Consider the following 14,655-nt stretch of genomic DNA (forward strand, 5'->3'; position numbering starts at 1 on the left):
TGCCACTTGAGTAACAGTAAATACTTTCAAGATGAACTCACGTATTTACGCGAGTCGGGTAGTGAGTTTGCCAAATATCATCCGAAGTTAACTCACTTTCTCTCTGAAGGAACTTTTGATCCAGATGTCGAACGATTGCTGGAAGGTTTTGCTTTTTTGACCGGACGCATCCGCGAAAAGATTGACGATGAACTTCCTGAGCTAACGCAATCTCTGATGACTTTGCTGTGGCCACATTACATGCGTTCGATCCCGTCTTTGTGCATTAGCGAACTAAAACCGCATACCGGAAGTGTTACTGAGAAAACCGTGGTGAAACGTGGTGCGGAAATGGCCAGCGAGCAGGTAGAAGGCACGCAGTGTTTGTTCCGTACTTGTTATGACGTCAATCTATACCCAGTTACGATTACTAACATCGAACAAACTAACAGCCGCACCAGTTCGATGATTGATGTGACGTTATCGACGGAGCATGGCCTGGAACTGTCTCGGATCGGCTTAGATACGTTGCGTTTGCACCTGCATGGTGAGATTCATATTACTCGCACTGTCTTCTTATGGCTGTTCCGTTATCTAGATTACGTCGAGTTGGATGTTGGTGGCGGCTACAAACATCGTTTAGGGCCAGAATACGTTAAGCCAGTCGGGCATGAAGAGGACGAGGCGCTGTTGCCTTACAGCAAAAATTCCTTTGCAGGCTACCGTTTGCTGCAAGAATTCTTCTCTTTGCCAGATAAGTTCATGTTCTTCGACATTAAAGGCTTAGAGTGGCTAAAAGGCATTCCGCAACGCAGCACGGTCAAAATCAAATTCCACTTTAAGCGTGCTTTGCCTTCAGAAGTGGTACTTAAAGATAAACACTTAAGGTTGCACTGCACACCTGCGGTTAACTTGTTTGAAAAAGACGGCGATCCAATCCGCTTAGAGCATCGACGAAACGAGTACAAGGTGCGTCCACAAAGTAACACTCAGGAGCATTACGAGGTTTATTCCATTGAGCAAGTGGAGAGCTGGAGTAAAGACGAGCGTCGCCGAAAACCACTGATTGAATTTGAATCGTTTGAGCACCAAATCAACCAGCGTGATAAGCGAGAATTCTACAAATCCAAAGTGGGCGAGCGAGTAAGCGGAAGAGGGTTAGAGCGCTATATCTCATTCCATACTCACAATGGCGACATCGCGGATTTAGGGACTGAAACAGTATTGATGAAACTGCAATGCAGTAACGCAGACTTAGCGGAGCGCCTGTCAGTAGGAGACATCACTTACGCGACGCACAAATCGCCAACGTATGCGACGTTTAAAAACATTACTAAGCCAACACAGTCAGTAAGTCCTCAGGTTAATGGTGAACTTCAATGGCAGTTGATTGCCAACATGTCGCTCAACTACTTGTCTTTGGCCAATATCGATGTGTTGAAAGTGTTGCTCTCGACTTACGACTTCCACTCTCGAGTCGATAGACAAGCCCACCGCGCGTCGATTCATCGACTTGATGGCATTATTTCTTCAGAGATGAAACCAATCGATCGCGTATTTCGTGGTGTATCTGTGCGTGGTAACCAATTCAAGCTCGTGACGGACTCTAAGTTCTTCGTAAATGAAGGCGATATGTTCCTTATGGCCACGGTATTGAATGAATTTATCCGTTTGTATTCGAGTGTGAACTCCTTTACCGAACTAGAGGTGTTCGATGAAGCGACGGGCGAGGTTTACAACTGGGCAAGCCTAATCGGGCAGCAGACGATACTATGATTAACACACTTTCTGATAAGTCGAATGAGTTTAGTTTCTACCAAGCAGTGTTGCTGTTAGAGAAACACTACCAGCTGGAGCCAAACTCAAATTTTGTTGCCGTGGGCGAGAACAAATACTTCCATCAAGAGCGAATTGAGTTCAGCGTGTCGCCAAACCTGTGCTTTCCAAAGAGTGATATGGACTTTATTACTCATATGGAAAGAAACGGACAGCAATATTCACGTATTGAGACGAACTTTCTTGGCTTGCATGGTTCAAGCTCGCCCCTGCCTGCGTCTTACACTGAGAAACTCGTCGGTCGTGATCCCGATGATAACCCAGTGAAGGATTTCTTCGACTTTTTCCACAACCGCTATACAAGCTTACTGTATCGTGTTTGGAAGAAATACCGATATCACGTGCAGTACAAAAGCGGGGCAAGCGATGCGTTTTCTGGGCGCATACTGCATTTGGCTGGTCTCTCTAGTGTTATGCAAGATTGTGAAGTCGCGGAGTTAGATCGAGCGAAAGTTCTGTCTTACGTGAACCAGTTATCTACGCGTACACGTTCACCTAAGCTTATTTCCGGTATTGTTTCGCACTACTTTTCACTGCCGAATGTGCGAATCGAAGAATGGGTTTATAGACGTGTAGAAATCGCTGAAAGCCAGCGTAACAAACTCAATCGTTCCAATTGTGTATTGGGGCAAAGCTTACACTTGGGACAAAGCATTGCGGATTTGAACGGCAAGTTTAACTTGTGTATCGACAACATTGATTTTGAAACGTTTAAGCAGTTTTCCTACGATGGTGAGTTACATAAGACGCTGGTGGGCTTGATGCGCTTTATTCTGCGTGACCCAATGTCGTGGGACCTAAAGTTGACAGTTAACCTAGACAGTATTCCAGAAAACAAACTGGGTAATGGAGAAGGGAACCAACTAGGTCAAACGTTCTGGCTAGGCAACCCAGGGGATAAAGACGCCAAAATTCGACTTATCGGAAGCATATAAGAAAGCCGCTCAACGAGCGGCCCTTTATGTTTTCCTCAAAGAGGTCAGAAAAGCTTAACGACTGATCGGCTGATGCAGTACAACGGTAGTATCAAGCCTTTGAATGCCGTTAAATGATTCAATTTCATTACAAAGATGATGAATAGACTGCAGGTCGGGCGCTTCAATTAGGGCAATAATATCAAAGTTGCCACCAACAACGCTCGTTAAGCGAACCTCAGGGATTTCTTTAAGTGCATTCGTTACATCATTCTTCTTACCCTTTTCACAAGAGATCAGTAGATAACTAGCGGCTTTTCGCCCTTCATTTTCTACGCGAATCTGTGCGGTATAGCCTTTGATAATACCGGTCTTTTCTAAACGATTAATTCTTTCTGCTACTGCTGTTCGAGACAAACCAATGTTTCGGGATAGATTCGCAATCGACTCTCGCCCATTCGACAATAGACTTGAAAGTATTTTTCGATCTAATTTATCTAAACCTTGTAAAGTCATGTTTGAAATCATGTGTTCTGCCTATTTTGTTTTTATATTGTTATTAAATCGACTCTGGGAGCGTAAAGTTATACAGCTCAGCAAGAGTGAATGGGTTTTTCTGTGTCAACGGAGTGATGCGTAAGCTCAAGTCCCTCCCTGACACTTTTATGTCACTGACAAAGCTGCCGTTATGAGTGTTTGTCAAGGTCGAGTCACCTAGCAATCTGTATATCGCCCATTGACCACTCTTATTTAAAACGTGCTGTCTGCCTTCATCGGTTACATCCTGGAGTGTGATACTAATATTGAAGTCACCATTTTGCGGTGGCCATGCCATTTCACGAATGCGGCTTGGACCGTGGTAGTAACTTATATTGGTATCTGCAATTTTTAAGCTCGCTCTAATCGCACTAGAATCAAGATCGAGTACTCTTGCACTAAACGGAATATGAACGCGGTTAGTGCTTTTATTAATTAATGTGTCTCGAATAACGTTATAGTTACGCAGTTGCACTAACAGAGCCGGAGAGATTGGCATCGTCTCGCCATCCACCTGTTTTGGCGTCCACAAATTGGTATCGTAGAACGGTGCAAAATTTTTCTGAATAAATGTGTCTAACAAACCACCGGAAGCAAACAGTAATTCAAAATCTTCAATTGAGATTTCCTCGGTCGCTGTTAGATCAAATGGGTATCGTCCTAGCCCTATCTCTTTAAACTTGGTGTAAATCTCGCTGTACCATTGGGTTTGAATGCCTTTAGCGGACTCTTTAATCATGACTGACCAGCTTTGTTGAACCACATCTAACAACCAGCTACGAACGGGTTCCGGTGATTTTTGGGCAATCTGTTTAAGTTTTATTAATGGGTCAGCTTCACTGCTGTTCATTCGATGCTGAGCTGCCGCTAGCGCCGCCATTTGCGGGTCGGGTGCATCAGCAATGTCTTTCATATACGTGCGAACACGGCTTAACGCTGTTACGGTCTCATCCCAAGGAGTAGGGGAGTTTGGTGTTTCACTGACCTGAAGTTGGTTTAATAAGTGAAAAGCTTGTTCAACACGTTTCATCAACAAGTAATCAGGCTTAACTACTTCCTCTACTGCGTCTGATGCGGAGTCTGCCGCTGCCACGAGTTTCGGGTCTAGTTTTGAAATCAGAGCATTTTTTTCACCAACGGGTGAAAATTGTGTGTTGGCATAGACCTGCTTCAGTACGGTTGTCATTGGTGAAGAAGGGCCCGAGATTAAGTCTATCGCGTTCGTTAGATCGCCGACATTGTCATAGTTCTGGACTTTTAGTTCACTCAGCGCATTGCGCCAATTACTGATGTAGTCGTCAGTATATTTTTTACGTACTTCCTCTTTGAAGGCTTCTTGTTCTTCACTAGTAGGAATAACGTGTTGTGACAGACCTAAAACCCAGTTGTCACTGATGACTTGTTGTGACATTAGGTCCACGCGTGGTCGATAAAAAGTGCTAAAACCAGTGGAGGTATAGATCTTATCTACGATCAAGCGTTCGCTATCGATTGGTGTGTTGAACACATTGCTAAACTCGAAACCCACAGCTCGTTGCAGATCTAGGGTTCCTAAATCAATCGAATTTGCTTCGTTTAAAATGCCTGCATAAACGAGATCAACATTCGAATTTGCTAGCAATGAGCGACGTGTTGCGCGAACAAGATCCATATTGATATCAATTGGATCAAACTGTGTGCGAAAGTAAGCGTCCAAATAGCGCATCGCCTGATTGACGACGTCACTTTGGTTGCTCAAATCGTTCATCATTTGGAGAGTTTGATGACGCAAAAAACGGATATCACGCTTTGTTGGATCGTTTAGCATTAGATACCCCTTCAATAGAGGTAAAGCGCGTGTAAAAGTGTTTTGATTTTGTGTCAGTTGTAGACGGTAACCTTTCTCAATGAGAGGTATCAACTGTTGAGCAACGTCCTTAAGTAATGCTTCGTAAGCGATGCGAGTGCTTTGATCCAAACGGCTAATGTTGAGTGGTAATATCTCTTCATCCAAAGCCTTAGAACCTTTAAGCCACGCCCCATAAGAAGGCTCTATTGCTTTCGTCGCCTTCGCTAAAAGCTCATTGAATCTTGCATCTTGCTCCACTTGTGATTTGTCATCGATACTCAAGAGTTGATTCATCACGTGTAAGTTACTGTCTAATGTCGTGAAAAAGAAGTAACTGCCCCCAGTAAGCAGGATAATAGAGCCGAGTATTGCCAAACGGCTTTGTCTCTGAATTAGACGAAGATACGTCTTGTTTTCGCCCGCAAAGTCGCTTTCCGGCAATATTTGTGAATCAATCAGAAAGCGAGAGAAATAAGGCGTTTCTGTTAACTGAGTATGCTCTGACGCGATAATAGGTAAGTTGAAGTAATTACTACAACTTTTTGCAAGTAAATTGTACTTGCGACCGCCTTGCAGACTCGAACTAAAGAAAATCTCACGGATGTCTAGTGAATAGACACCGTTGTTAACATCACATAGACGCTCAAGCACATAGCTGACTTCAGACTGACATAGCTCAAACTGCTTAGGGAAAGCGAGTATTGCTTGTTTCTCATCAATGTCCGTTGAATTAGCGGATGCATCTAGCGCATTACTTTCAAGCACTCTCACTAGATTTCGATAGCTATCGCGGTAGTACTCTGCAAATACACCTTTGGCTTCTTTTAGTGGGATAGAGAGGAACTCAACACGTGTCTTGAGAGAGCTAAAGTGCATGTATTCTTTAAAGCCATCTAACTTGTCTAGCTTTGACATAATCAAATAGATTGGCAATGCTGAAGACGTTTTAGAGTTGATGGTACTCAAGCGCGCCAATAACGACGAAATGGTGTACTCTTTTTGCTCTGGCTCAGAGACGATCATGAACTCGAAATCGGTGAAGAATAGACACCCAGAAAATGGCTTTCGAGGTCGATGATGAATAACTTCTTCAATGAACGTATTCCATAAAGAAGCATCACTGCTTGATACTTCCTGGAACACTAAGCGTTGGTCTGGTTTGATGTACACAGCGCTGTCAGATTCGTACCATTCAAAAAAGTCATTCTTAGCGGTTCTAGTGCGATCCATCGGTTTGATTGCACTAGAATTAAATAAAAATTGACGTCGCCCTGACCCTTTATTACCAAGCATCAGGTAAATTGGTTTCTTGCCTGAGTTAGCAAGAAGAGGCTGGATAACCATAGAAAGTGCTTCTTCCTCGGTTTCCAAATGTTGAGCTTTAGCGTTGTTCTTTTTCTTCAACCATAATGTGAATTGAAAAGTGACGTAAACAATGGCGATAGCACCAAGGGTCAGCCAAAGATAAAGTTGATCGATTTCGTCAAGAAAAAGCAGATAAATAGTGGTGATAATTACAGCCACTAAAAACATCAATATAGTAGAAATCACCACTGGATTTCTAAACAGTTTTTGTTTGAACATAAGCCTAAAACTTCTTTAATTGTATTGTTATTTATTGTCAGTTTTTTCAGCTTGTAGCTGACTCAATTTATATAGGTAGATGTTCAGTAAAAGGGTTGCGCGGTCAATTTCCTTTTGCTGTGAATACTTTTCAGCGTATTCAATACGACCTAAAAGCGGGAATAACGAGTTACTGTATTCGTACGCCTTTTCAGAGTTCTTATCTACATTCTGTCTAGCTACGTTGGCAAACACCGTTCTTGCGTCTGAGAATCGCTTATAAACATCCATAAACTGGTCTTCTAAATGGGCGCTCTGTGTCAAAAAGTTTTGACGTAGCTGCTGTGCAGAAGACGAATCCGGATAGATCGCGATTAATTCATTGGTCAAGCTATCGAGCTCGCTGACGTTACTTACTTTTGCCGAGTCTAAAAACCAGTTATTCATCATAATATCGACACGATTAATCGCCTGCGTTTTCAATGACTGAGCATATTTTTTATTTTCGTAATCTAACGAGGCGACCAAATTTACAAGTTCATTAAGTGAAGCTTGATTAATTTTTTGTTCCAATGTTCGATAACGTTGTTGCTCGTACATGAAATGTGAACATATCGCAGTAACAATCAAACCAATAACGAAGTAGATCATAAATCGACCAGACTTTGCCGGTGATGCTTTCTCTTGGCTATTTAGGTTGGGTGATGACACCGGTGCCGGAGAGGGAGACACATTCACTTTAATTTCAGGTGCCTTCTGCGTTGCTGCAGGAGCGCTAGTGTTGGCTTGTTTTTTCTCGCGTAACTCAGCCGCAATTTGTTGTTCTTTTATCTGCTCAATCCATTGATTCAAAATACGGCGAATGCGACCTAATGACGGCGCTTCAATACCGTAATGAAGACGAAGCTCTTCCTCAATCCTCAAGCATAATTGATGTGCTGCCTCTATCAATGGAAGCTCTTCTGGTAACGCCCGATGCTTATTAATTCGTTTTTCAGTATGCTCTACCATCCATTCAATAGCGCTCATTCGTGCCTTTGACTTTGAATGCTCTGGATACGCGTTGAACCAATATACGACACACACATCAAGTATTGAGTTTAACCCTTCAACAAGGCCTCTTAAGCCGTCGTTATAGGTTGACGCAACGGTAAAGTAACAGCAACAACGTAGGTCTTTCGCTTGGGTACTCAAGATCTTTTTTGAGAGTGTTTGAACCGTTTTCCACGAGACTCTCCCTGTGACTTTATTCAGGTTGTTTATTTGACGTTTAATTTCGTCAAAATCCTCAGAACCATTAGGATTAGAGCCGCTTGGGTTATTTTCATCGATTGGTCTTCGAGCGAAGTCGGTAAAAAACATAAGGAAAGTTCCAACTGATCATATAGAAGTATTAAGTTATATAGGATTTCACTACTGTTATATTAAATTATAAGCAGTGCACATCTGTCGCAATTCTATAGACAAAATAAGCGGATTAGATAATAAAAATTCATTAAAAGAAATTAAATTACTTTTAGTGTGATCTTTGTTCATAATATTAATATCAATAGTTAAGTCTATTTATAAGAAGAAACTTATATATGAAGATGAGAACGTTGATTAAAAAGTAACTAAATTGTTATCGGAGATTACGTTTTGTCCAATTAGCAATCAAATTCTGTTACTTCTATTTAAATAGAAAGATTTACTGTCTCGTCACTTAATCTGTAGTCGGTTCTTTAGTTTTTGTTTGTAGGTAAAACAACCAACCTGATAGTTGAAATGTATTAAATTATAGGTGTTTTTTTAGGCTTATTGAAAAAGAGAATATAATTGATATCTTTCGCCTCTAAGTAGAATATCGGTTTTCCTAGAGGGACGAAATGCTAAAACCAAGTCAAATTGGGCTGATTTCAGCCATGTGTCTATTTTCTTCTGTTGTAATGGCAAAAGGGGAGCGATATGGACTCTCTACCAGTATGTTGACTATCGATAGCATTAAATACGATGAAGGTAAAAGTGGTGAGCAGGATACGCTTAGGTTCGGCTTGGTTCATACTCGTCCTATTGATGAAAACAATAACCGTTGGCGTTGGTGGTTAGGGCTAAACTATCTAGCAGAAGATATTGAAGCGCCAGCAAACGGATTATATCAAGAAGCGACGAACTATGAACTTCGTGTTGTTCCTCAATATGCGTTGACTTCTTGGAGTGTTTTCACGCCATACGTTGGTGCGGGCTTGTCTGTCGGTTACTCGCAATATTCTAATCGCTGGCAAGTAGACCAAGAGGGCTATCGTTATGAGAGTGTTGAAGACATCGACCAGTTTGAGTTAGGTGCAGTTGTGACCCTTGGTACTGCTATAAAGTTAGGCAGTAATCCTGACGCCCATATACAAATTATCCCGCAGGCCTCTTATATCCTTCCGGTTGTAAATGATGGAATTGGTGGGCTTGAACTATCAGTTTCTTTGCTCTTTTGAGGTTCGTAAATGTACTCAAATCAGCTAGTTTTATTTATCTCAAAGTGTCCAGAGGAATACACCGGTGCAAAGCATATTGAAATGCCTGAAAGTGGTGGTTCGATAGGTCGTTCCCCAAGCTGTAGCGTGTCTTTAGCCGATCACAACCGCTTTATATCGGGCACTCATTGTTTGCTCAGCGTGTATGGAGATACCTACTATATAAGTGACGTATCAACTAACGGCACAATGGTAAATGGGAATAAAATACTAAAAAATCAACCCGTTGCGATAGTTGATGGCGACATCATTTCTTTAGGGCAATATGAGATTGGTGTTTCTCTTGAGCACGTTACCTCAACACTAGACATCGCCGCTGATATTGCTCCTGAGCGAGTATCTAGCGATCCTCTGGTTAGTCTAGGAGATGCGGTTGTCGAAGAGGAAGAAAAAGTCGGTGCCTTAGAAGATTTGTTTATGGAGACTAAACAGGATGACATTGATTGTCATGATCCTGTTGCTCACCTTAACTTTTCGATGCAGCGAGATGACGATTACTTAATTCGTGATAATGAGCGTACAGAATCTGAACAACCTAGAACCGTGGAAAGCACGCGTCAGGTGGTCGATGACAGTTTCAGCATATATTCCGAATTCGATCAGCCAAGCCTAATCCCTGAAGACTGGATGGCTGCGGAAACCAAGAGTAACGCATCAGTCAATGATGCATTAGCGCCAGAAAGCGGTAAGGCACATAGAGCCGATATTGCCTCAGCTGAGGTGATGCAACCTGGCACAGTAGCCCCAGATAGCACGATTCAAAGACAACATCGTACGCCTAATGTTACTGAGATGGTCGTAGAACAGGCTAATACAGGGTCAAAATGGGAAGAGATGACCCAATCTTTTACGCCTTCTCCTAACACTAATCAGCAACTTCAAATACCTACGGCAGAGCATGCGATAAACACTACGACGAAAGCACAAGTCGATACTGATGCGGCCGTTTGCTCTCAAGATATAGCGCAAGCGTTTTTTGATGGTTTGGGTATTCGAAATCCAGAGTTGATGACAAACGAAGCGCAGTTATTCAAGCAAATGGGCACTTGCTTGCGTTTATGTATTGATAACCTACAGAAAGAGTTGCACGAAGTGGAATCGTTAAAAGATGAGCAGAGTGCGAGTGAGGCTAACTCGAACATCGCAGAGCTAATGCTCACTTTGAATAGTCAGCAATTACTGGCTCCAAATGAACTGGTTGAACAAATGCTCGATGAGCTGAACGATCACCAAGTTATGTTTAACAAAGCACTGAATGAGCTCGTTTTAGAACAGTCAGAAACGAACGATCCCGTAGCATTTGCTAACAGGGTCGCTAGCCAGTCTTTGTTCTCAACTAAGTCAAAGCTGTGGGCCGAATACCTAGATTTCTACACTAATAATCGTCGCCTGCTTAATGAAACATCCTTAAAAGGGCTGATTAAGAAAAACTATAACAAAGTGATTAAGGGAAACCATGCGTAGTATCGCCGTATTACTCGGATTTGCCATGTTGTCCGGTTGTTCCATGTGGGATCAATTTAAAGAGTCCACTGGTATCACACCAGAAACTTCGTCGATTGAATTGGTTATTGAGGCATCACCTGTACTCAATGTGAGAAATGGGGGCCAGTCATCTCCAGTTATTCTCCGTCTTCACGAATTAAGTTCGCCAGTATTGTTCCGAAGCTTAGATTTCTTTGCCTTGTTTGAGAGCGATAAAGCGTCGTTGGGTGATGAGTACATCAAACGTTACGAATATCAAATACAGCCAGGTGGAAAAGTTCATGAAATGCTAACTCTAGACCCTGACACTCGTGCCGTCGGTTTTTCAGTGGCTTTTCGTGATATTGATGGTTCGTCTTGGCGAAAAGTGGAAGTTATTGAAGAGAAGAGCGAGTACTACATCAAGCTCAAGTTAGAGGGCAGTGAGTTAATTTCTGATAACACTCGCGGCATTGAACAGGTTTACTTTTAAGGGATAGAAACATGTCTTTATACAATCCAGTTGTTTGGCAAGATGGAATGTTCATGAAGCCGCAGCATTTTCAACAACTCGATCGTTCGCAAAGTAAACTATCGAGCCTACTGAGTGCCAATGCATCGCCTTTGCATTGGGGAATTAAACGTTTAGAAATCAACTCTCAGTTACTAGCACTGGGTAAAATCGGTATTACTCGTGCTGAAGGTATTTTACAAGACCGGACACCATTTGAGCTTCCGTTGCTTGCTGAGCTGCCTGAAGTGAAAGATGTAGATCCTTCGATTGCCGATAAAGTCGTTTATTTGTGCTGTCCGTTACCATCGGAACGTTCTGAGTTGTTTGGTACCAAAAAAGACGGTGCGCGCTATACGATGGAATCTCAAGAAGTGGTTGACGCTTGTTATGATTCGGAAGACATGGCAAATATCGTCGTCGGTAAGCTTAACTTTTGCTTAATGTACGATCATGAAGATAAGAGTGCTTACACGTCTATTCCGATCTTAAAGATCTCAGAAGTGAAGCCTGATGGCAGCGTGATCTTAGATGATAGTTTCATTCCTACCTGTATCGATATTCATGCGTCGACAGTACTGAGTAAATTTGCGACCGAGTTTGCTTCTATGTTGAAGCATCGCGCGGAATCGATAGTCCAGCGATTAGGGGTGGTGGATCAACAAGGCGTATCATCGGTTTCTGACTTTATGCTATTGCAAGCGCTCAACCGATACGAACCCTTATTTTGGCATTTCGCCAGCACAGAAGCTGTGCATCCTGAATCTTTGTATCGAATTCTTCTTCAGGCAGAGGGTGAGCTTTCGACGCTGTGCTCAACGACACGCCGACCTATTGAGTTTACGAAGTACAATCATGGTGATCTTACTAGCTGTCTTTCTCGCGTCCTAGACAGTGCGAAAATGACATTGAGCGTGATGTCTGAGCAACGAGCAATTCCACTGACCTTAAAAGATCAGAACTATGGCATCAGAACGGCAGCAATCCCTGACAATAAGATCATTGATACGACGACCTTTATCCTCGCAGTTAAAGCTGACGTGACCTTGGATGTCCTGCATACCCAGTTTGTCAGCCAAACGAAGATCGGTTCTATCGATAACATACGTGACTTGATTAACCTTCAACTGCCTGGGATTGAGATCAAACCAATGCCAGTTGTGCCACGCGCGCTGCCGTATCACGCTGGCTACACCTATTTCGAGCTCGATAAAACGGGCGAAGAGTGGATGGCATTGAAGAACACTGCTGCGATTGCGATTCACGTTGCGGGCGATTTCGCTAACTTATCATTGCAACTTTGGGCCGTTCGTCTATGAGTTACGCAGAAACCGACGTCACCGTAGTCTTATTCCAACCAGAGCCTGGCAAACCAATGGAGGTAATGCCAGCGCCTGACTTGTCGAGAAACATCGCAGTACAAGATCTATCTATCGATAACATGGGTATTAACCCGCTAGTGGACCAGTTCTCATGGTTGATCGCCAGTCTGTCTTGTATGTCTTCGATCCCTTGGCTTGATGACCCGATGCCATTTCGTGAACAAGTGGCACGTGAGATTCGAAAAGGTGAACGAAAACTTAATGAAATGGAGCTCGATCGTGCTTCGGTTCTTGTTATTCGTTACTGCTTGTGTGCGGCGATTGATGAATCTGTTTGTCGGCAAGAATGGGGAGCAAATAGTCACTGGAGCCAGAACAGCTTACTGTCTGAATTCCATAACGAAACATCTGGTGGTGACAAGTTTTTCGTTATTCTCGACCGCTTAAAAGCCGACCCTCGCAAATACCGTCACGTTATAGAGTTTCTCTATTTATTGCTTCAACTTGGTTTCCAAGGCAAGTACGGCCGTGAAGAGCGTGGCAACGAAAAGTTAGCGGAAATTGGCAGCACCATTTATCGATTAGTGCGAGATGACCGCCTAGCAGAACAAGAAAAAGTTTCTTTAATCAACCTTAAAGCTAAATATCTAAAGAAGCCGTTAAAAAGGGTAATTTCACCCAAGCTGATCTTAAGTCTTAGTGCGATGACGTTTGCGCTTATGTATGCGGCAACCTACATCGTCATAGACTTAAAATTTCAGCAACTGCTTGAAATGTATAGATAACCAGAGATCTAAAATGAGATCTTCTGCCAGTTTTAGGGCTTATTGTGAATATCACTGGTCTTTTAGTGAAATTCACTAGTTATTTAGAGAGATTGCAGTTTGCGATCTCTTTTATCATTCAATCAATAAAATTCAAATGGATTGGTTATGGGCGTAACAGTTGGTGCGAATGGACTTTCGATAGTTCATAAAGGCTCAGGTGGTGAAGCGAATGCAACGCTCCCAGATGTTTGTTTAACTAAGGTCGGCAAGCCAGTCGTCCCTATCCCTTATGGCAACAATGCTAAATCAGCAGACCTTGCTGGTGGGACTACGACAGTCTCTATGGATGGCGGTAACAGTGTCGCTATCAAGGGCAGTACGTTCTCAAAAAGTACCGGCGATGCGGGCGGTGACAGAAAAGGCGTTTCCTCTGGCACGATAGAAGCTGAAGCAAAATTCATTTCAGCCTCACCAACGGTTAAATTTGAAGGTAAGGGCGTATGTCGCCTGTCCGATCAAATGACCATGAACAAAGCCAACACCATGTGTTTGGGTGGGGCACAAAACCCATCGGTTTCTGTTACGGAAGATCAGGAAGGGACGTATACGCTGGATATAGAATGCAAATATCCAAATGGGCTCCCTTACTCTAATGCACAATTTTCTTTAGTCGAGCCTTCAGGTGCTGTCATTGGGAGTGGAGTGCTGGATTCTAGCGGAAAAGCATCTGTTAATGGTCTCGCTCTAAAAGAATGCAAGTTAGTGCTCAGCGAAACTCAAGACTCTTATACGCCGAACCAATCTTTAGCTGAAAATATTGTGACGGAAACTTACCCTGATCCGAATGATTTTTGTACGTTTGTCGCAGGTCGCCGCTCGCCATTTTGGGAAGATCGTGTTGGGGTTGCTAATGACTGGGGCATATTGATGTCCCCATCCTTCAGTGATGATGACTTTAAAGATATTGTGTTAGAGCAAAGCCGTATATCGTCTCCTTATGCGATTAGTCAAAATCACTCTAAAGATTTTTCTGATGCTTATGTTTCGGCACTTTATCACATCCAAACTGATACTACTGCGCTAGAGAAATATGAACCTTTAGTTGAACTGCTCTTGGAGCAAGTACACGAAAATGGCGATATATTGAGAGTCTTATATCAAGCTGATGTGTTTGAGCCTCCCTATGAATTATTAGCGAAGCTTCGCTTTTTAGGGACTGGGAATACTGTGAAGTATTTGCAGTTTGTTTTATGGACGTTGATAAATAATCAAATCTGTTCATACATCGATGAGCTAAACAGTGAAATCATCGGTCGTTTAGATTTCATACAAAGCCAAGCTTCTGCAAGATCGTTGAGTTCTGTTGAAGAGGGTATAAACGGTTATAAAAAAGCAGTTAACCACTTCAAAAAAGCACTTCCTGACGTCAT

At 42.7% G+C, this 14,655-nt stretch carries 10 protein-coding genes and 1 pseudogene; 8 read left to right on the forward strand and 3 right to left on the reverse strand.

Annotated elements, in window-relative coordinates:
• Window positions 1–6: 6 nt before the first annotated feature.
• Together tssF and tssG are read left to right on the forward strand one after the other, a co-directional pair.
• Window positions 7–1,755 carry a type VI secretion system baseplate subunit TssF gene (gene tssF / locus UQW94_RS00085; RefSeq protein WP_042523535.1) on the forward strand — a complete coding sequence of 583 codons (1,749 nt, stop codon included), beginning with the start codon at window positions 7–9 and terminating at the stop codon, window positions 1,753–1,755.
• Window positions 1,752–2,750, forward strand: a complete 999-nt coding sequence (gene tssG / locus UQW94_RS00090; protein ID WP_005373373.1) for a type VI secretion system baseplate subunit TssG — start codon at window positions 1,752–1,754, stop codon at window positions 2,748–2,750. Before tssF ends, tssG begins: the two co-directional genes overlap by 4 nt.
• A 54-nt stretch (window positions 2,751–2,804) precedes the next feature.
• Here the strand turns inward: tssG and UQW94_RS00095 are convergent, their stop codons facing one another.
• Genes UQW94_RS00095 through UQW94_RS00105 form a run of 3 tightly spaced genes read right to left on the reverse strand, consistent with a single transcriptional unit; the run spans window position 2,805 to window position 8,019 of the window.
• Window positions 2,805–3,257 (reverse strand): Lrp/AsnC family transcriptional regulator, encoded by a 453-nt coding sequence (locus tag UQW94_RS00095; RefSeq protein WP_005373369.1) that lies wholly within the window; start codon window positions 3,255–3,257, stop codon window positions 2,805–2,807.
• 31 nt (window positions 3,258–3,288) lie between these two features.
• Window positions 3,289–6,678, reverse strand: coding sequence for a type VI secretion system membrane subunit TssM (tssM, locus tag UQW94_RS00100; protein WP_322141888.1), 3,390 nt, complete (start codon window positions 6,676–6,678; stop codon window positions 3,289–3,291).
• 27 nt (window positions 6,679–6,705) lie between these two features.
• Window positions 6,706–8,019 carry a type VI secretion system ImpA family N-terminal domain-containing protein gene (locus tag UQW94_RS00105; RefSeq protein ID WP_005386112.1) on the reverse strand — a complete coding sequence of 438 codons (1,314 nt, stop codon included), beginning with the start codon at window positions 8,017–8,019 and terminating at the stop codon, window positions 6,706–6,708.
• A gap of 503 nt (window positions 8,020–8,522) precedes the next feature.
• Here UQW94_RS00105 and UQW94_RS00110 point away from each other — a divergent pair.
• The 6 genes and pseudogenes from UQW94_RS00110 to UQW94_RS23480 form a co-directional block, all read left to right on the forward strand.
• A complete protein-coding gene (locus tag UQW94_RS00110) occupies window positions 8,523–9,122 on the forward strand; it encodes a hypothetical protein (protein ID WP_132937161.1) in 600 nt (199 codons plus the stop codon).
• A gap of 9 nt (window positions 9,123–9,131) precedes the next feature.
• Window positions 9,132–10,625 carry a type VI secretion system-associated FHA domain protein gene (locus tag UQW94_RS00115; RefSeq protein ID WP_213866787.1) on the forward strand — a complete coding sequence of 498 codons (1,494 nt, stop codon included), beginning with the start codon at window positions 9,132–9,134 and terminating at the stop codon, window positions 10,623–10,625.
• Window positions 10,618–11,118 carry a type VI secretion system lipoprotein TssJ gene (gene tssJ / locus UQW94_RS00120; RefSeq protein ID WP_005386118.1) on the forward strand — a complete coding sequence of 167 codons (501 nt, stop codon included), beginning with the start codon at window positions 10,618–10,620 and terminating at the stop codon, window positions 11,116–11,118. The genes UQW94_RS00115 and tssJ overlap by 8 nt, the downstream gene beginning before the upstream one ends.
• An 11-nt stretch (window positions 11,119–11,129) precedes the next feature.
• The gene (tssK, locus tag UQW94_RS00125; protein ID WP_213876955.1) at window positions 11,130–12,455 is read left to right on the forward strand and encodes a type VI secretion system baseplate subunit TssK; all 1,326 of its coding nucleotides are present in this window, start codon (window positions 11,130–11,132) and stop codon (window positions 12,453–12,455) included.
• Window positions 12,452–13,243: a type IVB secretion system protein IcmH/DotU gene (gene icmH / locus UQW94_RS00130; protein WP_005373354.1), complete on the forward strand. Its 792-nt coding sequence runs from the start codon at window positions 12,452–12,454 to the stop codon at window positions 13,241–13,243. Before tssK ends, icmH begins: the two co-directional genes overlap by 4 nt.
• 147 nt (window positions 13,244–13,390) lie before the next feature.
• A pseudogene (locus UQW94_RS23480) lies at window positions 13,391–13,838 on the forward strand (DUF4150 domain-containing protein); the annotation flags it as partial.
• Window positions 13,839–14,655: the final 817 nt, after the last annotated feature.

It is taken from the genome of Vibrio sp. PBL-C16, assembly GCF_034321865.1.
In the GTDB taxonomy this organism is placed as follows: Bacteria; Pseudomonadota; Gammaproteobacteria; order Enterobacterales; family Vibrionaceae; genus Vibrio; species Vibrio alginolyticus.